Genomic DNA, 25572 nt, shown 5'->3' on the forward strand with positions numbered 1-25572 from the left:
AATGAAAATATCTTGAAGAAGAAATTAATTGTGTTAATTAAACGCATTACAAATTGGATTAAAAACAATAAAATCAAATCATCAATAGCTTTTATACTATTGGTGGTTTATTTTTTTTCATTGTCTGGAATTTTGTTTCAAGAACCTTATTCAACGGTTATTGAAAGTAAAGAAGGTATTTTGCTTGGCGCCAAAATAGCAAGGGACGGCCAGTGGCGATTTCCAGAGCAAGACAGCGTTCCTGATAAATTTAAAAAGTGTATTGTTTATTTTGAAGACGAATATTTTTATCAGCACCCAGGATTTAATCCCATTGCTATGTTTAATGCGATCAAGCAAAATAGAGCAGCAGGAAAAGTAGTTCGCGGGGGAAGTACGCTTACACAACAAGTAATTCGTTTGTCTAGAAAGGGAAAAGGGAGAACTTATTTTGAAAAAGGAATAGAAGTACTTCTCTCTACACGATTGGAGTTGGGGTATTCTAAAGACGGAATACTTAATTTATATGCTGCTCACGCTCCTTTTGGAGGAAATGTTGTTGGACTCGAGATGGCTTCTTGGCGATATTTTGGCGTACAATCGCATCAATTATCATGGGCTCAAAGTGCTACATTAGCAGTCTTGCCTAATGCTCCTAGCTTAATTTATCCTGGTAAAAATCAACAAAAATTGCGTTTAAAAAGAGATCGCCTTTTATTGAAATTACAAACAGAAGGCGTGATAGACAGTCAAACCTATGCCCTTTCTATAGCGGAGCCATTGCCTCAAAAACCGTATGATTTACCACAAATTGCGCCGCACCTTTTACAAAAAGTAGTTAAAAGCCAAGAAGGAGAACTTGTAAAAACAACTATTGAAGTGGAACTGCAAAATAGGGTGAACCAAATTGCAAAATACTATCACAATCAATACAAACAGAATGAGGTTAATAATTTAGCTATTATAGTAATTGATATTACGAATAGAAATGTGATAAGCTATGTTGGGAATGCACCAACGGATAGAAACCATCAAAAAGATGTCGATATTATTGATGCTCCTAGAAGCACGGGTAGTATTTTGAAACCTTTATTGTACGCCGCGATGATGGATGATGGAGAGCTACTGCCCAATACCCTAGTCCCCGATATACCCACACAAATATCCGGTTATGCCCCCCAGAATTACAATCTTACTTTTGATGGTGCTGTTCCAGCTCATCGTGCATTGTCGCGGTCTTTGAATATTCCTGCCGTTTTGATGCTACAAGATTTTGGAGTAAATAAGTTTTATGAAGAATTGCAAAAGTTTAAGTTGAGGGATATCTCTAAGCCGCCAGACCATTATGGTTTGTCATTAATTTTAGGTGGTGCCGAAAGCAATTTATGGGATTTGTGTAGAACGTATGCAGGTTTGTCTTCGACAGTAAATTATTTCAATAAAACCAAAGGAAAGTATCGAACCAATGAGTTTGCTGAGTTAAATATTCATCAGGATTACAAAGTAGATTTTGGAGATCAAAGTGATCAAAAAACCATCTTAGGAGCAGGTTCTATTTGGCTAACCTATAATGCCATGGAGCAAGTAGGCCGTCCTGAAGGCGATGAAGCTTGGGAGTTTTATGATAGCGCTTTAAAAATTGCTTGGAAAACAGGAACGAGTTTTGGTAATAGAGATGCTTGGGCAATAGGAACCAATTCTAAATATGTTGTGGGTGTTTGGGTAGGGAATGCAACTGGAGAGGGTCGACCAACTTTAACCGGAGTTACTAGCGCTGCACCTATTTTATTTGATGTATTTAATTTGTTGCCAAGAAAAAAATGGTTTGCTACCCCTTATAAAGATTTAAAAGAAGTAGATGTTTGCTCGCTAAGCGGTTATCTCGCACAAGAAAATTGTCCAAAAATTAGTCAGTTGGTTTCCTTAAAAGGGAGTTCAACTGCAATTTGTCCTTACCACAAGATGATTCACGTAGATAAAACAGGTCAATTTAGGGTGAACAGTAATTGTGAAAGCGTTGAGAATATAGTTGTGAAAAACTGGTTTGTCTTGCCTCCGGTTATGGAGTGGTATTACAAAAGCCATCACATAGCTTATCAAACATTGCCGCCTTTTAGAGGTGATTGCAGTGCGAACCTAACAGGCTCGATGGATTTTATCTATCCGAAGGCTAATAGTAAAATATATTTAACCAAAGATTTTAATAGTAAAATCCAACCTGTAATTTTAAAAGTAGCACATTCACAAAGTGAAGCACGACTGTTTTGGTATGTTGATAATGTGTATAAGGGGGTTACAAAAACCTTTCATGAAATGCCTATCGAACCAGCTTCTGGTTTTCATTATATCACCGTTGCCGATGAGGATGGTAATGAAATTAGGAGGAAAATAGAGATTGTACGCGAATAATTTGGATGGTATTTATTCTGATTTTATAAGTGATTTGCACTGATTATGGTTTTGTTTATTTCTAAATTTGCAAAATAGAACAAAGCCTGAGATTGCTATTTTATAAAATAGGCTTTACATGCCAATGATTAAAATATTTAAATGAAAAAAAGTTTACTATCGCTCCTGTTGGGCGGTTTGACAATAGGAATAACCGAGTTTGTAATGATGGGGCTTTTGCCAGATATAGCATCAGATTTGAAAGTTTCGATTCCGGTGGCAGGGTATTTAATATCAGCTTATGCATTAGGTGTTGTGATAGGAGCGCCTTTGATTGTAATTATTGCTCGTAATGCTCCACCAAAAAAGATTTTGTTGCTATTAGCAGTAATGCTCACTATTTTTAACTCCTTGTCTATTATTGCGCCCTCTTATAATTTCTTGTTGCTCTCTCGTTTGCTTTCAGGATTACCTCACGGAGCCTTTTTTGGTGTGGGTGCTGTAGTAGCAACACGTCTAGCAGATAAAGGGAAAGAAGCGCAAGCTATATCTATAATGTTTTCAGGTTTAACAGTAGCAAATCTGGCTGGAGTGCCTATTGGGACTTACATAGGTCATCATTTTGCTTGGCGTTATACATTTATCATCATTGCTTTTATAGGACTGTTAACGATAGCGGCTCTTTATTTTTGGATGCCAAATGTAGAGGCTAGAGCCAAAGAAACAGTAAAAAGTCAGTTGCAGGTATTTAAAAAACCAGATGCTTGGTTGGTTATTTTAATTACAGCTATAGGTACAGGAGGTTTGTTTTGCTGGATTAGTTATATCGCTCCGTTGCTAACCAATATTTCTAAGTTCTCCCCTTCTGATGTTTCTTATATTTTGGTTTTGGCGGGATTAGGGATGGTGATTGGGAATTTAATAGGAGGGAAGTTAACCGATCGATTTTCGCCGGAGATGACTATAATTGCGATTTTGTTATTGCTTTCGGTTGATCTAGTGTTGGTTTATTTGTTTTCGTCTAATCAATATATGAGTTTATTGTTAGTGTTTATGACAGGTTGTATTTCATTTTCTATAGGTGCGCCTATTCAAATGTTGATGATAAAAACGGCTGTTGGCTCTGAGATGATTGCTTCGGCAGCAATTCAAGCTGCGTTTAATGTGGGTAATGCTTTAGGCGCTTTTTTAGGAGGATTGCCATTAGTAGCTGGTTTGAACTACGCTACTCCCAATTTAGTAGGTGTTGCCATGGCGTTGAGTGGTGCTTTAATTACAGTATTCTTTATACAAAGAAAACGTAGATTAGTAGGTTTGCAAACTAATTAAATAATTATAATAGTACTTTTTATTAGCGGTACTTTTTATTTTTAAAGGGTAGGAGATGATTTAATAGAGTTGTGATGTGAATTCATAGCTCTTTTTTTTAGCCCAGATAGCAGTGAAAATCCTTTAATCCCGATCTTTAGGGATTAAAGATTGTTGCGGATAGCTGGAAATAGCTCCTAAAAAAGGAACTCAAAATGTAACGACAAAACACAAAAAAACCGCTAATCTTGCGAAAAGCGGTTTTATGTTTAGTCCTTTATAGCATTCCCTTGTTTGTCAAAGAAATGATATTCTAAATACGTGTAAGCATCACGAGGTATAATTTTCACCCATTTTTTATGTTCAAGAAACCATTTTGAACGTAATGATGGAAAACCTTTGGTAAGGTATGCGGCCACAAAAGGATGTACATTAAGTACCACTTTTTTGTGATTTTTTAATACTCTTTCTAGATCAGATATGATTTTGTCGATAATAAGTATTGGCGCTTCAATTTCGCCATTTACATCGTTTGGATCTTCTTCTCTGGTTTTAATATTTCTTTCTGGTCTTACTCTTTGTCGCGTGATTTGGACTAATCCAAATTTGCTAGGAGGTAAGATTTTGTGTTTTGCCTTATCGTCACTCATTTCTTCCCGAAGGAATTCATACAAGACTTTACGATTTTCGGGATTCGACAGGTCGATAAAATCAACTACAATTATTCCGCCCATATCTCGTAGACGCAATTGTCTAGCGATTTCGGCAGCGGCAATCATATTTACTTCCATGGCTGTATCCTCTTGGTTAGTGGCTTTATTAGAACGGTTTCCGCTGTTTACGTCTATGACGTGCAAAGCTTCAGTATGTTCGATAATAAGATAAGCCCCTTTACTCATGGACACTGTTTTTCCAAAAGAAGTTTTGATTTGTCTCTCTATGTTGTACTTCTCAAAAATAGGTGTATCGTTTGATTGATAAAACTTAACAATTGATTGTTTGGATGGTGCAATTTCTTGCAGGTAATCCTTTGTTTGGTTGTACAACTCTTCATCATCGATTTGAATACTCGTAAAAGTATCATTAAATACGTCTCTTAAAATAGAAGAAGCTCTGTTGAGTTCTCCTAAAATTTTTGACGGATGATGAGCAGTTGGTAATTTTTTACACATTGCAGTCCATCTGCTAAGCAGGTTCTGCAAATCTTTTTCTAATTCGGCTGTATTTTTGCCTTCGGCTACTGTACGAACAATAACACCAAATCCTTTTGGTTTGATGGATTGTACAAGTTTTTTAAGTCGGTCTTTTTCTTTACGATCCTCTATTTTTTGAGAAATAGAAACGCGATCAGAGAAAGGAACTAAAACAATAAACCTACCTGCTAGAGAAAGCTCAGCGCTAATTCTTGGCCCTTTGGTTGATATTGGTTCTTTTACTACTTGCACTAAGATAGATTGATTGGCGTTTATTACCTCAGTAATGGTTCCATCTTTGTCTATCTCTTTTTCAAACTGAAAGTTTTTTAGGGAGAAATCTTTTATTTTACCTGCGCTTACAAGTTTTATGAATTTCAACTGGGAAGTTAAATTAGGACCTAGATCGTGATAATGTAAAAAGGCATCTTTTTCGAAGCCTACATTTACAAAAGCAGCATTAAGTCCAGCAACTGGTTTTCGTATTTTAGCGATAAAAATATCACCTACTTGAAAATTGCTTTTTTCTTCTTCCTTGTGTAATTCAATTAGTTTTCCATCTTTTAATAAGGCAAAATCTACGAAATCAGAACTAGATCTAATGATTAATTCTTTATTCATTTGTAAATTTTTATCCTGACTTTAAGTCGAAAGTTGAAAGTCGAAGGTCAAAAGTCTTGCAACTCTTAACTAATAACTCCTAACTCCTAACTGGCTGTAAGGATGGATTAAACAATAATTTAACAGGTATTGTACCCGGAGAAAACTAGCTGGCTGTTTGCAATAAATAGTTATCAAAATGATGATAACTAATGTCTGCGGACTGTATGCTAATTTTCAATTTCAATGAACGTTTACGTTTAAAAAGAAAAAAGTAGTTAAAAACTACTTTTTCTTTTTGTGACGGTTAGCTCTCGCTCTTTTTTTTCTTTTGTGCGTAGCTACCTTATGTCTCTTTCTTTTTTTACCACTTGGCATAATCGTTTAGATTTTATGATTAATAATATTATTTTGCTTCGTTATTTGTTTTTACTCCTTCTACAAAAACTTTTGCAGGTTTGAAAGCAGGAATGTTGTGAGCAGGAATTTTGATAGTTGTATTTTTAGAAATATTTCTACCTGTTTTTTCAGCTCTTGTTTTCACGATGAAACTTCCAAAACCTCTTAAATATACATTGTCTCCAGTCTCTAATGAATTTTTAACTTCATTCATAAAAGTCTCTACTGTTGCTTGAACATCACCCTTTTCAAGACCTAATTTTTCTGAAATTTTTGCTACGATATCTGCTTTCGTCATTTTCTTCCTTATTTATTATATTGTAATAATTTTTTTGAGTTTGCAAATATAGGAATTTAAAAAACAATTATTCAAGCTAATTCATTAAATTTTAATCACATAAACTTTTACTTTTGCAAACAAATAATTAACTGTGAAATTTTCTAATGTTCTTATTCAGTGGTATTTACAAAATAAGCGCAATTTACCGTGGCGCAATACTACTGATCCTTACCCAATTTGGCTCTCAGAAATCATGTTACAACAGACGAGAGTAGTGCAAGGTACGCCTTATTTTTTATCTTTTACAAGCGCTTTTCCTACTGTTTTTGATTTGGCTAAAGCCGATGAGGAACAAGTCTTGAAATTATGGCAAGGTTTGGGGTATTATTCAAGGGCACGTAACCTACATAAAACAGCACAACATATAGCTTTTGACCTGAACGGAGTATTTCCTAAAAGTTACAAAGAGCTACTTAATCTAAAAGGGGTAGGTGAATACACTGCCGCTGCAATTGCTTCTTTCTCCTATAATGAAGTAGTTCCGGTGGTAGATGGGAATGTGTTTAGAGTGCTATCGCGTTATTTTGATGTTGAGACAGATATTGCTTTGGCTTCTGCCAAAAAAGAATTTGCAGCACTAGCTCATGAATTGATGCCAAAGGACAATCCTGCAACATTCAATCAAGCTATTATGGAGTTTGGTGCGTTGCAATGCGTTCCTAAAAGTCCAGACTGTACCATATGTATTTTTAATACAAGCTGTGCTGCCTTGCAAAAAAAGAAAGTAGATCAGTTACCGGTAAAGTCTAAAAAGGTAAAAGTGCGCAGCCGCTACTTTAATTATATTGTAGTCGCTGATGCAGATGATAGAACAATTATTCGAAAAAGAACAGACAAGGGTATTTGGCACAACTTATATGAGTTTCCCTTGATAGAAACTGAGAAAGAGGAAGATTTTGATTTTATTTCGACCAAAATTACAACTGAGTTTTTTGCGGTTGCAGATGTGTTGAGTATTGAAGCGTGTAATGCTGTAAGTATCATTCATAAGTTATCGCATCAGCATTTGTATATCAAGTTCTGGAAAGTGAATCTAGGTACAGCGCTTGAGCAGGGTGTAAGTGTGTCTCAACTTAAAACATTTCCGTTTCCTATTGTGATTCATAATTTTATTGAAAAGCAGTAGAAGTCATTTTAAAAAAAATGTATCTTTGATTAAATACCACAATATGTAATGAACGGAACCTTAAATAAAGTTATGCTTATAGGTCACTTAGGTGACGAAGTTAAAATGCATTATTTTGATGCAGGAAATTGCATTGGTCGTTTTCAGTTGGCCACAAATGAAGTGTATGTCAATAAAACAACGAATGAAAAAATCACTTCTACAGAGTGGCACAACTTAGTAGTACGCAATAAGGCTGCCGAGATGTGTGAGAAATATTTAAGTAAAGGAGATAAGATTTATGTAGAAGGTCGTATCAGGTCGCGTCAGTGGCAAACCGAGGACGGTACGGTAAAGCATACATCAGAAATTCAGGTAACCGAGTTTACGTTTTTGTCGACCAAAAAAGGCAATGAAAACAACAAACAAATTCTAAGTCCTGAATCGCCAAAAAACACTAACTTTGACCCACAAAATAATGGCTTGCCAATCAATGATTTGCCGTTTTGATTGTTTAACTAATCTTTTTTAATTTGGACCCAGAGCCCAGTTTAAATTTTGCATACACTATAGACCTTGATCTAGTGTTTGGTATTGCCGGAATAATGCTATTGCTTTTTTGCTCAGCAGTAGTATCTGGTGCGGAGGTAGCCATGTTTTCGCTTTCGCAAAAGGATCTTGATGAATCTATGCAAACAAATGCAACTACAGGGAAGATTCTCTCTGGTCTTTTAAGTAAGCCTAAAAAACTTCTGGCTACTTTATTAGTTGCAAATAATTTCATCAATATTGGCGTTGTAATCTTGTTTTCTTTTATTGGAGGCGGTCTTTTTGCGGCAATTACATCACCTGTTTTAAAATTTATTTTAGAAGTTATTGTAGTTACTTTTTTATTGTTACTTTTTGGAGAAGTTTTACCTAAGGTATATGCTAGTAGAAATAATCTGAAATTTGCAAGTTTTGTTGCTTTGCCTATTTCTATTTTAGATAGTGTTTTGTCTCCAATTAGTATTCCGATGCGAAATTCTACGGTCTATTTACACAATAAATTAGGGAAGCAAAAAACAAATTTCTCTGTTGATCAGCTTTCTCAAGCCTTAGAATTAACATCATCCGATGATACGTCAAGTGAAGAACAAAAAATACTAGAAGGAATTGTTTCTTTTGGAAACACAGATACTAAGCAGGTGATGAGTCCTAGAATTGATGTTTTTGGACTAGAAATAACGGAGACTTTTGCAGAGATTTATATTAAAATTATAGAAAAAGGATATTCAAGAATTCCAGTCTATCGTGATAATATAGATCAAATTGAAGGGATATTATTCGTAAAAGACTTATTACCTCACCTAAATAAGGATGATTTTGATTGGGTCACTTTAATAAGAGAGCCCTTCTTTGTACCTGAGAATAAAAAGTTAGATAATTTGTTGAAGGATTTTCAGGGCATGAAAAGCCACCTAGCAGTTGTTGTAGATGAATACGGAGGTACTTCAGGATTAGTCTCTCTTGAGGATGTTATCGAGGAAATAGTAGGTGATATTAGTGATGAATTTGATGATGAGGATATTAATTTTTCTCAAATCGACGATAAAAATTTCTTGTTTGAAGGGAAAGTCAATCTAAGGGATTTTTACAGAGTGGTTGATGTTGATGAAGATGTATTTGAAGAAAGAAAGGGAGAAGCCGAAACGTTAGCCGGATTTATTCTAGAGATTTCGGGAAATTTTCCTGCTAAGGGACAAAAAATAAGTTTTGCTAATTGTTTATTTACCGTCGAGGTAGTCGATAAAAAGCGAATCAAACAAATAAAAGTTACTCTTGATGTTTAATTTTAAAAAAAGCAATAATCGCATTTTAATTGTAATTGTAGGGTTTGTGGGTTTATTGTCTGCAAGCAGCTGCAAAGATGATGTGCTTCCTAAACCATCTAGTTATCTTAGGCTAGATTATCCTATAGCTAAATATGCTGATTTTGAGAATAACTGTCCGTTTACTTTTGAGATGAACGCAGATGCTATTATTAAAGCAGAAAAGGATTGTGGTTTCACTATAACGTATCCCAAAATGAAGGCTACGATTTACTTGAATTATCAGCCTGTAAATAATGATATCAATGCCTTGTTAAAGGATGCCCAAACATTGACGTACAAACATGTTATTAAAGCAGATGATATTCTAGAACAACCATACTTAAATCCCGATAAAAAGGTATACGGAATGTTTTATCAAGTAAATGGTAATGCGGCTACTAACTCTCAATTTTATGCTACTGATAGTACCAAACATTTTGTTCAAGGGACTGTTTACTTCTATGCAAAGCCCAACTTTGATTCAATTATGCCTGCAGCGAGTTACATTAAAAATGACATGCAGCGTTTGCTAGAAACTTTAAAATGGAAGTAATACTGCTTTAACTTTTCTTAAAAAAATGAAACATATTCCATAAAAATGATTCAATTTTGACAAAAAAATGAATTAATGGAATCCAAACAAATAAAATGGGGTTATTTATTAGTGCTTTCTTTAATATGGGGAAGCTCTTTTATTTTAATTAAAAAAGGGTTAATAGGATTAACAGCTCTTCAGGTGGGTTCGCTGCGTATTGTATTTGCTGCTTTCTTTTTGCTTTTAATCGGCTTTAAGAGTTTATCGAAAATTCCAAAGAACAAATGGAAATTTATCGCCTTGACCTCTATTTTTGGTACTTTTGTTCCCGCCTTTCTTTTTGCTATTGCTGAGACGGAATTAGATAGTTCAGTAACGGCTATTTTAAATTCCCTAACTCCTTTAAATACCTTAGTGCTTGGAGCTGTTTTTTTTGGGGTACAATTTCAACGCAGGCAAATGTGGGGTGTTTTAATTGGTCTTTGTGGTAGCTTACTATTGGTTTTTAATGGAGCTATGAATCATCCTAATCAAAATTATTACTATGCAATACTAGTGATCATAGCTGCGATTTGCTATGCAATTAATGTGAACCTCATAAAACGTTATTTGCATGACTTGTCTCCGTTGAGTATTTCTACTGGAAACTTTTTGTTTTTGTTATTTCCATCATTATTAATTTTGTTCTCTACTGGTTTTGCCGATGTTATTGAGGTGCAACAAGCACAGGAATCTATTCTGTTTATTATGATTTTGGGTGTGGTTGGGACCGGTATAGCAAATATATTGTTCTTTAAATTAATTCAAATTTCCTCTCCTGTTTTCGCGACTTCAGTTACCTATTTAATTCCAGTGGTGGCCTTTTTTTGGGGATTGTTAGATAGCGAAATGCTGACATCGGTTCAGTTCTTTGGAGCATTGATTATTTTGGTGGGTGTGTATTTGTCTGCAAAAAAATAGTTGCTCAAGGGTATATTGGGTTATGATATAAATAAAAATGGCTGTCAGTGATAAACTGACAGCCATTTTTTATTGGGTAGATCGAAGACTATTTAAAGTCAGCCTCTGTTACTCCTTCATTAATTTTCACTTCATTAATTTTGATGTCTAATTCAAAACCTACATTTTGAATCATATTATACGGTACTTTTACACCTTTAACGGCTCTGTAGTCTCCTAGTGTTGTTGTTTGTGTAACTGATTTACCTGCTTGTTCCATAGTTTTAGTTTCAGCAATCTTTAAACCCGTAGCTACTTCATAGTATAGGGTTGTTTTATCATTTTTGATAACATAAGCCTCCTTACCGTTGATAGTCTCTATTCCGTCAAGAGTCACTCCAGGTTTACTAGCTAAAGTAGTTTCTTCAAATAAAATAGTACTTTTCTTCATTTCAGCTAATGGCTCTCCAGTGAGATCCATGCGTTGTCCTTGTTGAACAATATAGCCTCCTGTTTCGTTAAGTACTTGTTTCATTATACTCATTGGACCCATAGCAAGTTCTATGTTCAATTTTCCTTTCGTGTCTACTTTAGATGTGTAAGTTAATGGAGATGGAGCTTGTGGGATAACTGTTTGTCCTACCATTGAGATAGTTTTTACTGCTTGTACCGCTTTTAGACCGCCTATTGCTGTGATGTAGTTGTCGATAACTGTTTTAGCGGTTACGCCTGCTGCTACTTCTTTCTTAAAAACTGGTTTTTCTACCGGGTTTCCGTAGGTGTCAAAGTAGTACATAGGGATTTTTAATTTTTCTAAGCTTGCCGCCACTTCTGATCCCTTACCTGCGATAACAATTCGTGTATTATCAGCTAAGAAAAAACGATTCGCTACTTCCTTGATGTCTTCTACAGTTACTGCATTGATGTTTTTAATGTAGTTTTCGTAGAAATCAGCTGGTAGGTCTTGTGTTTGCGTGTTCAAAGCATAACGAGCGATTGTCGTTGGTTTTTGAACCTGCATTACAAAGTTTCCGATGTATTTTGCTTTTGCATTTTTTAGATCTTCAGTCGAAACTAACTCTGTTCTCATTCTTTTTAATTCGTTCAGTATTTCAACAACTGAACTATCTGTAACTGCATTTCTAACTGAAGCGGTAGAACTAAATTTTTGCACATATTTACCAAATCCAATGTCTGAGTAAGATCCATATGTCCATCCGTGTTTTTCACGTAAGTTCAAAAATAACCTTCCTTCACCACCACCACCAAGAATTTGGTTTGCTAATATCGTAGCAAAATATTGCTTATCAGTGATTTTTAAATTAACCGTATTTACAAGAGCAATTTCTGATTGCACAGCGTTAGGCATATCAACAAAGTTAATTTGAGTTTGCGTTACGTTTTTAGGATCTTGATAAGTAGGCGTTGGTGCTGATGCTTTTTCCCATGAACCAAAAAGTTTGGTTACCAGTTTTTTTACATCATTAGTTTTTACGTCACCTACAATTACTAGGTAAGCATTGCCAGGTACAAAGTTTGTCTTGTAGTTTTTAACTGCATCTTGCAAGGTAACCTTAGAAACACTTTCTGCAGTTAGGTATTCTCCTGATGGATGATTTTTACCAAAAGATAAAGCATTAACGACTCTTCCGGCAACTGCAGGAACGCTCTTTTCTTGTGATTTTATTCCTTCGATAAGTTTTGCTTTTGTTTTATCGAACTCTTCTTGGGTAAAAATAGTGTTCAGTGCACCATCTGCCATTAAAGCTAGTATCTTATCTGAATATTTAGATAGTCCGCTAGCTGCGGCTCCGTTAGAGCTAAAATAGATATTAGCACCTAAAAAGTCAACTTCTTCGTTAAAAGCACTTTTAGATGTTTTTGCAGTTCCGCTTCCTATAAGTTGACTAGTAATGTCAGCCACACCTTTGATGTCTCCCTCAGCGTAAGGCATATTGTCTAAGCTAAGGCTGTACGATACTCTTGGTAATTTATGGTTTTCAACAACCATTATTTTAAGTCCGTTTTTCAATTCAAAATTAGTAGACTTACCAATTTTGATAGAAGGTACTGACGTTGATTGTGGTTGCGGAATTACTTGTCCTTGCATAACGATAGTCAATAATAGACTGGATAATATATAAATTGTTTTTTTCATGATCTTTAGATTTTATTTTGTTGCTTTTTCTGTTTTTGGCAAATAATCCAATACTAATCTTTGATTAGGATTTAGGTATTTTTTTGCAACAGTTCTAATCTCTTCTGGTGTGATGCTACGGTAGATATCAATCTCTGTATTGATCAAGTTGATGTCTTTGTAAAGCATGTAAAAAGTGGCTAGATTACTCGCGATACCTTCAATGCTTGCATTACTATTTACATATTGATTTTCGTATTTGTTTTGCAACTTCTGTAACTCTTTATCAGAGATTAATTCTGTTTGAAGTTTTACAATTTCAGCATCGATCTCATTTAAGATGTTTTCAGATGTAAAAGGTGCTTGCGGTAATCCATACAATATATAGGTACCATAATCTTCCTGACTATTGTTAAATGCTCCAATTTGTAAAGCCATTTTTTTGTCGTCAACGATTTTTTTGTACAATCTAGAACTCTTACCATCGCTTAATATGGTAGAGATAAAGTCTAAAACTCTTGCGTCGCGATCTTTCATAGATGCTGTTCTGTAGGCCGCAACGATCATCGGAATTTGAATATTAGGATCTTCAAAGGTAGCTTTGATAGTTTGAGTTATTGGCTCTTCCGGAAAAGCAGGTCTTTCGATAGCAGGTCCTTTTTTGATATTACCAAAGTATTTTTCAATCCATTGTTTTGCTTCGTCAGTTTTGAAATCACCAGCCACAACAAGAACTGCGTTGTTAGGCATGTAGAATTTCTTGTTGAACGATTGGAATTCCTCTAAAGTAGCTGCGTCTAAATGATCCATAGATCCGATAGTTGTCCAACGGTACGGGTGGTTTTTAAAGATGTTTTTCTTTACCTCAGGAATAAGTTGCCCGTAAGGTGAGTTGTCGTAGCGCAATCTTTTCTCTTCTTTTACCACTTCGTTTTGTGTATCTACACCTATTTGATTAATTATAGGGTGTAACATACGCTCTGCTTCCATCCATAATCCTAATTCAAGATTGTTAGAAGGGAAAACTTCGTAATAGTATGTACGGTCATCGCTAGTATTGGCGTTGTTTGTACCGCCATTTCCTGTAACTATTTTAAACCATTCTCCTCTTTTAATGTTTTCAGTACCTTCAAACAACAAATGTTCAAAAAAGTGTGCGAAACCAGTTCTTTCTGGATTTTCATTTTTTGAACCTACGTGGTACATTACTGATGTAATTACAACAGGAGCCGAAGGGTCATTTTGTAGAACAACGTGTAGACCGTTGTCCATAGTGTATTCTTCAAAAACTACTTTTTGAGCAGATGCGGCTCCTCCGATTAAAAGTGCGGCGCTTAAAGCCATTATTGATTTTTTCATATTGGTTAGTGAATTTGTTTTATTAATTAGACGCATTAATTGCGGGAATGTTACAATAAAAAACAATTTTTTTATCAGAAATATAAGATAGATTAAATAAGTTAGTTAGTTTATTGGATTCGTTTAAAACTCTAGGAAATAGCAAAAAGCCATGAAAATCAAGCTTTAATAATTTCGGTATATTTTTTTGAAGGAACTAATTGCATACTAATTTTTTAATTGTATATTTGCAACCTTAAAAATCAATAAATCAATTTGGTATGTATGCAATCGTAGAGATAGCAGGGCAACAATTTAAAGTAAGCAAAGACTTAAAGGTTTATGTTCACCGTCTATCTAATGAAGAAGGTTCAAAAGTTTCTTTTGACAAAGTTCTTTTATTAGATGACAATGGTAGCATAACTTTAGGCGCCCCAGCTATAGAAGGTGCTTCAGTAGAAGCTAAAGTGTTACAACACTTAAAAGGTGATAAAGTTATCGTTTTCAAAAAGAAAAGAAGAAAAGGATACAAAAAGAGAAATGGTCACAGACAATATCTTACTCAAATTTTGATTGAAGGTATTTCTGCATCAGGTACTAAAAAAGCTGCTCCAAAGGCAGAAAAAGTAGCTGAGGCTAAAGCTCCAAAAGCATCAAAAAAAGGAGATGATTTAAAGTTAATTGAAGGAGTTGGACCAAAAGCTGCAGAGGCATTAGTTGCTGCTGGGATTGATACATTCGCAAAATTAGCTAAAACAAGTGCTGATGCTGTAAAAGAAATTTTAGAGGCATCAACATCAAAATTATCTCATTTAGATCCAACTACTTGGGCTCAACAAGCACAATTAGCTGCAGATGGTAAAATGGATGAATTGAAAAAATTACAAGATGAATTAAACGGTGGTAAAGCTGTTTAATTAATTATTAACAATATTTAAACTAATACGTCATGGCTCACAAGAAAGGTGTCGGTAGTTCGAAGAATGGTAGAGAATCAGAATCAAAACGTTTAGGCGTTAAGATTTTTGGTGGACAAGCTGCTATTGCTGGGAACATCATCGTAAGACAAAGAGGTTCAAAACACAATCCAGGTGAAAATGTTTACATTAGTAAAGATCACACCCTACACGCAAGAGTAGATGGAGTTGTTAAGTTCCAAAAGAAAAGAGATAACAAATCATACGTTTCAATCCTTCCATTCGAAGTTGAAGCTTAATTGATTTTCTCAATTTATTAAAAAACCCAATCTGTAAAGATTGGGTTTTTTTGTTTCTAGCTTAAACGTATTACTTCACTATACATACAAAGCAGGTAGATGACTTGGTTTAAAATTTTAATACTAAAGCGTTTCTATCCTTTTGAAGGCTGGAAACTAAGGGTATAAATATGCAATAGACATAGATGTAGTGATTTGATTGTTTTTTGTGCTAGTCATGAGGTTTTTAACTATTGTAATTTGAAATAAAATAGTTCTTTATTACCGCAGACTAATTCAGTATAATTATCGTCTATTTTTTCGCCTACGTAATATGCTATTAATTCTCCAGTAGTCGAATCAATTTTATAATCCCAAATTTCATTATTAGAATTTAAAAATTCTGTAAAGGAATACGATTCTGGATTTTCAGAAAATTTAATCTTGTCGGTTTGTACTAGTTTCCATTCTTTGGCATTTTTATACAATTCAAAAAACAGAATTTCTTCTGTAGTAATATGAATCATTTTGCCAACTAAATTATCTTCTCGTATTGCCCAATTGCCTTCTTTGGGGATCCATTTCCATTTTCCAATAAGTTCGTTGATTTTGTTCTGTCGCAATTTTCTTTTTAAGGAGTCACCTTTTTTAATTGCAAAAGCTGCGATTTCGGCTTTAGGATTGATGTTGTTGTTAGTTGCAAAAGTTCTTATTGCTTCTAAATAATTACCACTCTCGCTCGTTTTTATGGCTAGTTTATACAGTTGAGTTTGGTAGGCACTTCGATCATTATCTTGTGCAGCTATGCTTTGATAAAAAATTATTAAAAATATAACTAAGTAAGGCTTGATGGGAGTCAAAATGTTTTTTTTAGTATTGTTCTCTATGTAAAACTACAATATTAAATTGCTTTTGTACGGTTTTTAAAAAAGCTTTCTATTAATAAAAGTCTTCTTAACAGCATGAGGGATAGCAGCGGCATCCTTTTATGTAGTCTCGATTTTTATCGGGACGAAATAAAAGATAGAGCAAATAGCCCGACTCGCCCAAAAACAAAAAACCCTCACTTTTCAGTAAGGGTTTTGAAAATTATAGTGAGATTGCTTCGTTCCTCACAATGACTCCCTAGTATCTGTAGTACTCTGGTTTGAATGGACCTGCAACTTCAACACCTATGTAAGCAGCTTGATCGTCACGTAAAGTCTCTAATTCTACTCCTAGCTTAGCAAGGTGTAACATCGCTACTTTTTCATCTAAATGCTTAGGCAACATGTATACTTCGTTGTTGTAAGCAGCACTGTTTTTCCACAATTCGATTTGAGCCAATGTCTGGTTTGTAAATGAGTTACTCATTACAAAACTTGGGTGACCTGTAGCACAACCTAGGTTTACTAAACGACCTTCGGCAAGTAAGATAATATCTTTGCCATTGATCGTATATTTATCAACCTGAGGTTTGATTTCAACTTTTGATGCTCCGTGGTTTGTGTTTAACCAAGCGACAGCAATTTCGTTATCAAAGTGTCCAATGTTACAAACGATAGTTTTGTCTTTCATTTGCTCAAAGTGCGAACCTAGAACGATATCTTTATTTCCTGTAGTAGTGATTACAATATCAGCATTTGCTACAACAGTGTCTAATTTTTTAACTTCAAAACCGTCCATTGCAGCTTGTAAAGCACAAATTGGGTCAATTTCTGTAACTGTAACAATAGATCCAGCACCTCTAAATGAAGCCGCAGTTCCTTTTCCTACGTCACCGTATCCACATACAACTACTCTTTTACCAGCAAGCATAATGTCAGTTGCACGACGAACAGCATCAACTGCCGATTCTTTACAACCGTATTTGTTGTCAAATTTCGATTTAGTAACCGAGTCATTAACGTTGATTGCAGGCATTGGTAATGTTCCTGCTTTCATTCTTTCGTATAGTCTGTGAACTCCAGTTGTAGTCTCTTCAGATAAACCTTTAATTCCAGGAATTAATTCTGGGTAACGGTCAATAACCATATTAGTTAAATCTCCACCATCATCAAGGATCATGTTCAATGGTTGTTTGTCTTCACCAAAGAATAATGTTTGCTCGATACACCAGTCAAAATCCTCTTCGTTCAAGCCTTTCCAAGCATAAACTTGAATTCCAGCAGCAGCTATAGCAGCAGCAGCTTGATCTTGAGTTGAGAAAATATTACATGATGACCAAGTAACCTCAGCACCAAGAGCGATCAATGTTTCGATTAAAACCGCTGTTTGAATAGTCATGTGTAAACATCCTGCGATACGAGCTCCTTTAAGTGGTTGCTCATTTTTATATTCAGCACGAAGCGCCATTAAACCTGGCATTTCAGCTTCTGCTAGTTCAATTTCTTTTCTTCCCCAAGCCGCTAGAGAAATGTCTTTTACTTTGAAAGCCACATAAGGCATAGTCGTTGTACTCATTTATAGTATATTTGTAATTAGTTCGTCCGTTTGCCCACTGGGCTTAGGTGAATTTTTTTGCAAATTTACGTAATAACTTTATAAATATAGCACATAACACAAGATTTATGAAATGTTTAATAGCCTAATATTTTGAGCGTTAGTTAAATAAAGTCTTTTATGAGCTGTTTCCCGCTATCCGCTTAATCTTTATGTTCTTAAAGAAAGAACATAAAGGATACCGCTACTATCGGGGCTAAAAAATAGAATACAACACATGCCCTTATTCAAAACAATACAATTCAACAAAACGACCCAAATCCTAGTTTGGAAGATAACCGAAACCTACCAAGAGCTGTTTGATTCGGTTATAGTTAATCCAACAAACCTTACTAGGTTGAGTAAAATGAAATCTGAATTACACCAACGTGCTTTTTTAAGCGTGCGCCGTTTGTTTCAAGAAATCGGTCATACCGATCTAGATTTGCATTATGACGCACTTGGAAAACCGCACATCAAAGGCGAAAATCATATTTCTATAACGCACTCTCATGAGTTTTCGGCTATAATTATAAGTGATGAAACGGTAGGTATTGATATGGAATTACAACGAAATAAGATTATGCGCATTGCAGATAAATTTGTCGAAGAGGAGTTCCAATATTTAGAGCCAGATAGTCCCGAGGAGTACATTAAAAAACTAACTGTAATTTGGGGCGCTAAAGAAGCCATTTTTAAAATTAGAAACGAAAAAGGAATTAGTTTTAAAAATCATATTCGCGTTAAAACCTTTGAAAACATCGCGAAAACTACAACTGCTACACTTCATTTTGGTGGCTTGGTAAAAGATTTTCGTATTTATTTTGAAGAAATAGAAGGTTTTACTTTAGTTTTTGCATTAGAAAAACAGTTTTAACATCACTTTTTATCCTATCTTATTTGGGTAAATCAAAACCTAATCTTGCAGATTCCTTACAATACAAAATGACATCAATTTACAATCAAATAGTACAAGCCAAAGCAGCCAATAAAAAATTATTAGCCGTACTTCTCGATCCAGACAAAATAGTGCGGGAGCAGTTAGAGGTTTTGGTTCTAAAAATCAATCAATCATCCGCTACGCATATCTTTATCGGTGGAAGTCTTGTGAAAAATAATATCTTAGATGAGTTGATTGTTTTTATAAAAAACAATGTTGTACTGCCCGTTGTCCTTTTTCCTGGGAATCCCTCTCAGATTTCAGATAAGGCGGATGCTATTTTGTTTCTATCTTTGATCTCCGGTCGTAATCCTGATTATTTAATAGCGCACCAAGTTGATGCGGCTCCAATAATTAAAAAGACGCAGTTAGAAGTTATTTCAACGGGTTATATGTTGGTTGAAAGTGGTGGCCTGACAGCGGTGCAAACAGTAAGTAAAACGACACCATTGTCTAGGGATAATATTGAACATGCGTTAGCTACAGCACAAGCAGGTGAGATGTTGGGGAACAAATTAATTTATCTTGAAGCAGGTAGTGGTGCAAACAATCCTGTACCTTTAAAAATGATTAGTTTAGTTGCTCAAAACATTACTATTCCCCTGATTGTTGGTGGTGGAATAGTAGATTTGACAGGAATACAAAATGCTTATGATGCAGGCGCTGATTTGGTGGTTATAGGAACCGCTTTTGAAAATAACATGCATTTTTTTGAAAATAAATAAGAGTATAAAAAGGAAAAAAATATGATAGATTTTTTTATCGATGCCTACAGAAATGCTACAATGACACAAATCATTTTAGAATTTCTTGCCTTTATCTGTGGTATACTTAGTGTGTGGTTTGCAAAAAAGGAAAATATATTAGTATATCCCACAGGCTTAATTGCAACTATAATTACTGTTTATTTATTATATAAAGCAGGCTATGTAGGTGATATGTTAATAAATGCGTATTTTAGTGTGATGAGTATCTATGGATGGTACAAATGGTCTAGAAAAACTCAAAAGGAAGATAATTTACCAATTACAAGAACTAATAAAAAAGAAAAAATAATAGGAATTGTATTGTTTATTGTAACTATTTTTGTCGTTTTTGGGATTTACAAATTGTTTGATTACGAGATTCATAACGAGAATTATATAGACATGATTGCTTCAGGTATATTCTTTACTGGAATGTGGTACATGGCACTTAAAAAAATAGAGAATTGGACATTGTGGATTATCGGTGATGTGATAGTGACACCTTTGTACGCGTACAGAGGGTTGGGAATTTTGTCTTTACAGTATTTAATATTTACAATATTAGCTATATCAGCTTATTTAGAATGGAAGAAAATCTTAAACAGCACAAAGCTGACATCATAAAAATAGCCATGTTTGGCCCAGAGAGTACTGGGAAAACAACGCTATCAATACAACTAGCTGAATACTACAAAACAGAATGGGTACCTGAGTTTGCTCGGGATTATTTGCAACAAAAATGGGATAACAACCAAGGCATTTGCGATGTCAATGATATGATGCCCATTGCCTATGGACAAACCAAATTAGAAAATGAAAAGCTAAAAACAGCTAATCAATTTCTTTTTTGTGATACTAATCTAATGGTAACTAAAGTTTTCTCTGAGGTATACTATGATTATTGTGACCCCCTATTAGACAAGGCGGCAAAAAAACACCAGTATGATTTGTTTTTTCTTACGGATATAGATGTTCCTTGGGAGAAAGATGATTTAAGAGATAGTCCTGACAATCGCAAGTCAGTTTTTGAAGTTTTTAAAGCTAGCTTGATAAATAACAAAAAACCTTTCATAACCTTATCAGGAGATAAAAGTAGTAGGTTGAATATGGCTGTTTCTATTATCGATAGTTTGGTTATTGCTAAAGACATGGGATTTAGCACGCTAGATTTCGTACAAGTGTATGATCATGGTATAGCCATAAATGCAATTAAAAAGCAGTTAGCCATTTTTAAAAGTGGTGTCCCTAAAATAAAATTAATCGCTCCTGCAACTGTTGGTAACGGTATTGTAAAATTAAAAGAAGCCGAATTTCAAGAAAAAGCTGATTTTTTTGATGCTAACAAAACAGATTTAAATTTACTTAAGTTTGTCCCAGCCTCTGGTGCGGCAAGTAGAATGTTTAAATTTTTAAACACTTTTTTAAATGAATTTGATCCCTGTTCAGAAACTATTAATGCCTATGTTAATAGAACTAAGGATACAGACCTAGCGATTTTTATAGTTGGGATGGATAAACTTCCTTTTTTTGGAGCGGTAGATAAAAAACTGAAAGAAATCTATGCTAATTTTGACGACTTATCTCGGGATTATAAAAATTATTATTTTATCAAATTAATACTAGACCCAGCTTATTTTGATTTTGCTAACAAACCAAAAGGAGTACTGCCTTTTCATGCTTATCAAACTACAGTAGCCTCTCCAATAGAGGAGCAACTTTATGAGTGCGGTTATTATGCTGCTGCAAAAAACAAATCAACCTTACATTTTACGGTTTCAGAAACGCATCTTGATCAATTTCAGGAAATAGTAGAACAAGTGAAGCTAAATGTTGAAGCAAAACTAAATACAAAACTAGAGGTCGAATATTCGTATCAAAAACCAAGTACAGATACTCTAGCAGTTGATGATAAAAATGAACCAGTGAGAGACGTGAACGGAAAATTAGTATTTCGTCCAGGTGGTCATGGTGCCTTAATCGAAAATTTAAACCAATTAGACGTTGATATTATTTTTATCAAAAACATCGATAATATTATTATCCATAAAAAGGAAACGATAGCATTGTATAAAAAGGCACTTGCCGGCATTTTGTTAGAGCTACAGCAAAAGGTATTTGCTTATTTACGTGCAATTGATTCAGATGAACTTAGTGAAACAATGGTTTCAGAAATTAAGGTTTTTTTAAGTTCATGTTTAAATGTTGATATTCATGTTAATGATTTTGAAATGTACACCTTTGATAATAAAATAAAAGTGCTCAAAAAAGCATTAAATCGTCCTATTAGAATATGCGGAATGGTAAAAAATGAAGGTGAACCTGGAGGAGGACCATTCTGGGTCAAAGGGGATAATGATGTTACTTCTTTACAAATTGTAGAATCGTCACAAGTTGATTTAGATAACAAAAAACAAGCTAAAATTTTAGCTAATGCGACGCATTTTAACCCTGTAGATTTGGTGTGTTCAACGCTCAATTACAAGCAAGAGCGTTTTGATCTTACTAAGTATGTTGATCCTAATGCTGGCTTTATAGTTCACAAAAGTCTGTTAGGAAAGAATATTAAATCGTATGAGTTACCTGGTTTATGGAATGGCGCTATGGCTGATTGGTTAACCGTTTTTGTGCAAGTGCCACTAATTACTTTTAATCCTGTTAAAACCGTTAATGATTTGCTCAAATCAGCACATCAATTGTAAAAGGAAATCTAAAAAATAATCATGGATAAGCTAAAAATAATTTCAGAACTCCAGTACAAAGCCGTTAGGAGCAGTGGTGCTGGCGGTCAGAATGTAAATAAGGTTTCGTCAAAAGTAGTTTTGTCATTTGATCTGCGAAATTCCGCTGCTTTGTCTGAGGAAGAAAAGATGCTTTTGGAACAAAATATTTCCAATAGATTAACTACAGATTTAGTTTTACTTTTAAACTGTGATGAAGATAGGAGTCAGCTTAAAAATAAAGAACTTGTTACTAAGCGATTTTTGCAAATCATCAAGAAAGGATTAGAAGTTCCTAAAGATCGTAAGCCTACAAAAGTTCCTAAAGGCGTTATAAGGAAACGGATTAAGGACAAAAAGAGTGCCTCTCAGGTAAAGCAAAACAGAAGAAAACCAAATATAGAATAAGTCGCAAAAAAAAGTCCAATTTCTATTTTGATTTTTGATCTTTTTAGATCTACATTTGCACCGTCTCAAAGGGGTGCTCTAAATAACGAGCTGAGATTATACCCAACGAACCTGAGCAAGTAATGTTGCTAAGGGAAAAAATGACTAAATAATGCAGTGAACACTGTTATTAGTCATAGGAAGCAATCATTTATTAATATAACAAAAAGAATAATTCCCCCTTTTATTCGTGAATCTTTTTACGAATGAAAACAATTATTAGTTACAAAGTTACAAAGTTGCAAATTCTCAAAGTTGCACAGATTCAAAAATGTTCTAATCTTAAAACATTTTTATTTTCTTTTTTCTTGATTTTATCTTTCTCCATTTCTTTTGCACAAGTAAAAGATACCGCCACAGTTAACAAACTAGATGAGGTATTAGTTTCTGCGGTCCGTGTTACTACAAAAACACCGGTGCCTTTTAGCAACTTAAGCAAAAGAGAAATCGCTCCACGAAATCTAGGGCAAGACATTCCTATTTTAATGAATTATTTACCCTCAGTAGTCACCACATCTGATGCGGGTAATGGTGTAGGTTATACCGGAATTCGAGTTCGTGGTAGTGATGCTACTCGTGTGAATGTTACCATTAATGGAATCCCATATAATGATTCAGAGAGTCATGGAACTTTTTGGGTAAACATGCCAGATTTTGCTTCCTCTGTCGAAAGTTTGCAACTGCAACGCGGTGTAGGTACCTCTACAAATGGATCGGGTGCCTTTGGCGCAAGCCTAAACATGCTTACAGATAGCTATGCTAGTGAGGCTAATGGGGAAATATCCAATTCTGTTGGGAGTTTTAATACAAGAAAACACACCGTGAAATTCAGTACGGGTCTATTGAATGATCATTTTGAATTAGCAGGACGTTTGTCTGCTTTAAAATCAGATGGATATATTGATCGTGCTAGTTCCGACTTGAAATCCTATTTCTTACAAGGAACCTATATTGGTAAAACAACTTTAATAAAAGCCTTGGCTTTTGGAGGTACTGAGAAAACCTATCAGTCATGGAATGGTCTAGAGGATTTAGATAAATTAAAAAATGACCGAACATTTAATGTCTCGGGTATTTATACAGACGAATTAGGGAACACTCGTTTCTATGATAATGAAACCGATAATTACCAGCAGGATCATTACCAATTGCATTGGAATGAGAAGCTATCGAATAACTGGAATACAAATTTAGCTTTTCATTACACAAAAGGTGAGGGATACTATGAGAACTTTAAGGAGGATGCAAAAATAGCGGACTATGGTTTTGCACCTATAGTCGTTAATGGAGTGACGACAAAAAAAGTAGATTTAGTCCGTCAAAAATGGTTGGATAATGAGTTTTACGGTACGACATTCTCAGCAAATTACAAAGACGAAAATATAGACTTAATTATTGGGGGAGGATATAATAAATATGAGGGATTGCATTTTGGAAAGGTAATCTGGGCTCGATTTGCCTCAAATTCAGAGTTAGGAGATCGTTATTATGAAGATAACGCGACAAAAACAGATGGAAATGTGTTTACTAAAGCCAATTATCAAATCACCGATGAGTTGAGCGTTTTTGGTGATTTACAAATACGTAATGTACAGTACAAGGCTAATGCGACAGAAACAGGATTGGTTAACGCAAATTTTAATTTCTTTAACCCTAAAGCAGGTCTTAATTTTGAAATTGATTCTCAAAATGCTTTGTATTTCTCTTATGCCAGAGCCAATCGCGAACCGAATAGAACTGATTACGAAAACGGAAGTCCGAGACCAGAGAAACTGAATGATTTTGAATTGGGTTTGCGTCATGCTACTGCAAAAGTAAAACTAAACGCCAATATTTATTATATGGCTTATAAAGATCAATTGATTCTTACAGGTGCATTAGATGATGTAGGCGCGCCTGTGAGGGAGAATAGCGGAGATAGCTACCGTTTAGGACTGGAACTTGATGCAACTATTACCGTAGCTAATAATTTATTTTTACGTCCTAATGTTACAATAAGTACCAACAAGAATAAAGATTTCTTTTTTACAAGAGACGGAGTGCTAACCGCTTTAGGAAATACTAATATCGCTTACTCACCAGATTTTATTGCGGGGAATATGCTAACTTTTTTGCCTGTAAACAATTTGCAAGTTTCGTTTTTATCAAAATTCGTAGGAGAGCAATATATGGGGAACATCGATTCCGAAGGTTCAAAACTTAAATCGTATTTCGTAAACGATTTGAATTTTTCGTATGAGTTCAAACCTAAGTCAGTTTTTAAATCGATTATACTAAATGGTTTGGTGAATAATATTTTTGATTACAAATACATATCAAACGGTTATTTTTATACCTATGATGATGATTTCTCGAATCCTCCGGCAGTAACCACTATCGAAGGTGCTGGTTATTACCCACAAGCAGGAATTAATTTTCTTTTAGGATTGACGATGAAGTTTTAAATTCTCTTTTTAAAATAATTAGAAAGAATGCCTGAAAGTTAAATCTTTAAGGCATTCTTTCTAATTATAAACTCTAAGAATATTTCCATTGGCTTCTACTCGGTATTGCTTTAAAGGATACTGTTTGCCACCTTGACCTGTAAATAAACTGTACTCGGTATCATCACAAGCACAAACTACATTAATTCCTTTAAGTGTCATGGTCGAGCAGCTACTAATAGCTTGGTTAGGGCATGCAGCATCAAAGGCCGTGTAGCCACTTCCGGTATTAAAAACAAATATACCGCGAACCCCAATACCACCGTAATATACAGCATTACTAGGGAATTTTAAGTTAGAGTAAGCGGGCAAGCTCATGTTGAGGTCTACCGTAAAAGTGTAGTTGGGTAAAAAAGGATTATTATTGTTAAAACCATTATCGCTACAGCCTATTAACAAAGGCAATAGTAGTAGTAGGACAAGTACTTTTTTCATCTTTTAAAATAATTTACAACTATTAGTAAAACAAA

The 25572-nt window shown here is 34.7% G+C and carries 22 protein-coding genes; 15 read left to right on the forward strand and 7 right to left on the reverse strand.

The features are described from left to right. Nucleotides 1-12 precede the first annotated feature (12 nt). Both pbpC and H8R22_RS04250 read left to right on the forward strand, forming a co-directional pair. Nucleotides 13-2388: a penicillin-binding protein 1C gene (gene pbpC / locus H8R22_RS04245; protein WP_187008775.1), complete on the forward strand. Its 2376-nt coding sequence runs from the start codon at nt 13-15 to the stop codon at nt 2386-2388. A 141-nt stretch (nt 2389-2529) separates the two neighbouring features. Then, nucleotides 2530-3696: an MFS transporter gene (locus H8R22_RS04250; RefSeq protein WP_187008774.1), complete on the forward strand. Its 1167-nt coding sequence runs from the start codon at nt 2530-2532 to the stop codon at nt 3694-3696. Nucleotides 3697-3944: 248 nt separating this feature from the next. Here the strand turns inward: H8R22_RS04250 and H8R22_RS04255 are convergent, their stop codons facing one another. Both H8R22_RS04255 and H8R22_RS04260 read right to left on the reverse strand, forming a co-directional pair. Continuing rightward, nucleotides 3945-5489 carry an Rne/Rng family ribonuclease gene (locus tag H8R22_RS04255; protein WP_187008773.1) on the reverse strand — a complete coding sequence of 515 codons (1545 nt, stop codon included), beginning with the start codon at nt 5487-5489 and terminating at the stop codon, nt 3945-3947. A 385-nt stretch (nt 5490-5874) separates the two neighbouring features. Continuing rightward, nucleotides 5875-6165, reverse strand: coding sequence for an HU family DNA-binding protein (locus tag H8R22_RS04260; protein ID WP_066080765.1), 291 nt, complete (start codon nt 6163-6165; stop codon nt 5875-5877). Nucleotides 6166-6298: 133 nt separating this feature from the next. Between H8R22_RS04260 and mutY the strand changes: the two genes are divergently transcribed. From mutY to H8R22_RS04285, 5 genes are all read left to right on the forward strand, one after another. After that, on the forward strand, nt 6299-7333 hold the full coding sequence (gene mutY, locus H8R22_RS04265; protein ID WP_187008772.1) for an A/G-specific adenine glycosylase: 1035 nt from the start codon (nt 6299-6301) through the stop codon (nt 7331-7333). A gap of 48 nt (nt 7334-7381) precedes the next feature. Continuing rightward, complete coding sequence (locus H8R22_RS04270; protein ID WP_187008771.1) at nt 7382-7822, forward strand: single-stranded DNA-binding protein; 441 nt, start codon at nt 7382-7384, stop codon at nt 7820-7822. A gap of 23 nt (nt 7823-7845) precedes the next feature. Continuing rightward, complete coding sequence (locus H8R22_RS04275) at nt 7846-9144, forward strand: gliding motility-associated protein GldE (RefSeq protein ID WP_187008770.1); 1299 nt, start codon at nt 7846-7848, stop codon at nt 9142-9144. Then, nucleotides 9137-9718 (forward strand): gliding motility lipoprotein GldD, encoded by a 582-nt coding sequence (gldD, locus tag H8R22_RS04280; protein WP_187008769.1) that lies wholly within the window; start codon nt 9137-9139, stop codon nt 9716-9718. The genes H8R22_RS04275 and gldD overlap by 8 nt, the downstream gene beginning before the upstream one ends. A gap of 75 nt (nt 9719-9793) precedes the next feature. Then, on the forward strand, nt 9794-10660 hold the full coding sequence (locus tag H8R22_RS04285; protein WP_187008768.1) for a DMT family transporter: 867 nt from the start codon (nt 9794-9796) through the stop codon (nt 10658-10660). Nucleotides 10661-10748: 88 nt separating this feature from the next. On the opposite strand, the gene H8R22_RS04290 is transcribed toward H8R22_RS04285, so the two are convergent. Then, the gene (locus H8R22_RS04290; RefSeq protein WP_225875975.1) at nt 10749-12797 is read right to left on the reverse strand and encodes a M16 family metallopeptidase; all 2049 of its coding nucleotides are present in this window, start codon (nt 12795-12797) and stop codon (nt 10749-10751) included. A gap of 12 nt (nt 12798-12809) precedes the next feature. After that, a complete protein-coding gene (locus H8R22_RS04295; protein ID WP_187008767.1) occupies nt 12810-14135 on the reverse strand; it encodes a M16 family metallopeptidase in 1326 nt (441 codons plus the stop codon). Between the two features lie 260 nt (nt 14136-14395). Here H8R22_RS04295 and rplU point away from each other — a divergent pair, with 260 nt between their 5' ends. Together rplU and rpmA are read left to right on the forward strand one after the other, a co-directional pair. Beyond that, nucleotides 14396-15031: a 50S ribosomal protein L21 gene (rplU, locus tag H8R22_RS04300; RefSeq protein WP_187008766.1), complete on the forward strand. Its 636-nt coding sequence runs from the start codon at nt 14396-14398 to the stop codon at nt 15029-15031. Between the two features lie 32 nt (nt 15032-15063). Next, nucleotides 15064-15330, forward strand: a complete 267-nt coding sequence (gene rpmA, locus H8R22_RS04305; protein ID WP_026709571.1) for a 50S ribosomal protein L27 — start codon at nt 15064-15066, stop codon at nt 15328-15330. Nucleotides 15331-15560: 230 nt separating this feature from the next. Here rpmA and H8R22_RS04310 read toward each other — a convergent pair whose 3' ends face one another. Further along, complete coding sequence (locus H8R22_RS04310) at nt 15561-16169, reverse strand: hypothetical protein (RefSeq protein ID WP_187008765.1); 609 nt, start codon at nt 16167-16169, stop codon at nt 15561-15563. 265 nt (nt 16170-16434) lie between these two features. Then, entirely contained in the window at nt 16435-17751 is a 1317-nt protein-coding gene (gene ahcY / locus H8R22_RS04315; RefSeq protein WP_187008764.1) for an adenosylhomocysteinase, read from the reverse strand. 256 nt (nt 17752-18007) lie between these two features. On the opposite strand from ahcY, the gene H8R22_RS04320 reads away from it, so the two are divergent. From H8R22_RS04320 to H8R22_RS04345, 6 genes are all read left to right on the forward strand, one after another. Next, complete coding sequence (locus tag H8R22_RS04320) at nt 18008-18646, forward strand: 4'-phosphopantetheinyl transferase family protein (RefSeq protein WP_187008763.1); 639 nt, start codon at nt 18008-18010, stop codon at nt 18644-18646. Nucleotides 18647-18714: 68 nt separating this feature from the next. Next, complete coding sequence (locus H8R22_RS04325; RefSeq protein WP_187008762.1) at nt 18715-19434, forward strand: geranylgeranylglyceryl/heptaprenylglyceryl phosphate synthase; 720 nt, start codon at nt 18715-18717, stop codon at nt 19432-19434. Between the two features lie 21 nt (nt 19435-19455). Next, on the forward strand, nt 19456-20079 hold the full coding sequence (gene pnuC / locus H8R22_RS04330; RefSeq protein WP_187008761.1) for a nicotinamide riboside transporter PnuC: 624 nt from the start codon (nt 19456-19458) through the stop codon (nt 20077-20079). Then, complete coding sequence (locus H8R22_RS04335) at nt 20040-22154, forward strand: DUF4301 family protein (RefSeq protein ID WP_187008760.1); 2115 nt, start codon at nt 20040-20042, stop codon at nt 22152-22154. The genes pnuC and H8R22_RS04335 overlap by 40 nt, the downstream gene beginning before the upstream one ends. A gap of 21 nt (nt 22155-22175) precedes the next feature. Continuing rightward, nucleotides 22176-22580, forward strand: a complete 405-nt coding sequence (gene arfB / locus H8R22_RS04340) for an alternative ribosome rescue aminoacyl-tRNA hydrolase ArfB (protein WP_187008759.1) — start codon at nt 22176-22178, stop codon at nt 22578-22580. Between the two features lie 245 nt (nt 22581-22825). Continuing rightward, on the forward strand, nt 22826-25063 hold the full coding sequence (locus H8R22_RS04345) for a TonB-dependent receptor (protein WP_187008758.1): 2238 nt from the start codon (nt 22826-22828) through the stop codon (nt 25061-25063). A 60-nt stretch (nt 25064-25123) separates the two neighbouring features. On the opposite strand, the gene H8R22_RS04350 is transcribed toward H8R22_RS04345, so the two are convergent. Beyond that, on the reverse strand, nt 25124-25537 hold the full coding sequence (locus H8R22_RS04350) for a Rieske (2Fe-2S) protein (RefSeq protein WP_187008757.1): 414 nt from the start codon (nt 25535-25537) through the stop codon (nt 25124-25126). Nucleotides 25538-25572 lie beyond the last annotated feature (35 nt).

Origin of the sequence: Flavobacterium kayseriense (genome assembly GCF_014305095.1) — a bacterium.
Lineage (GTDB): Bacteria > Bacteroidota > Bacteroidia > Flavobacteriales > Flavobacteriaceae > Flavobacterium > Flavobacterium kayseriense.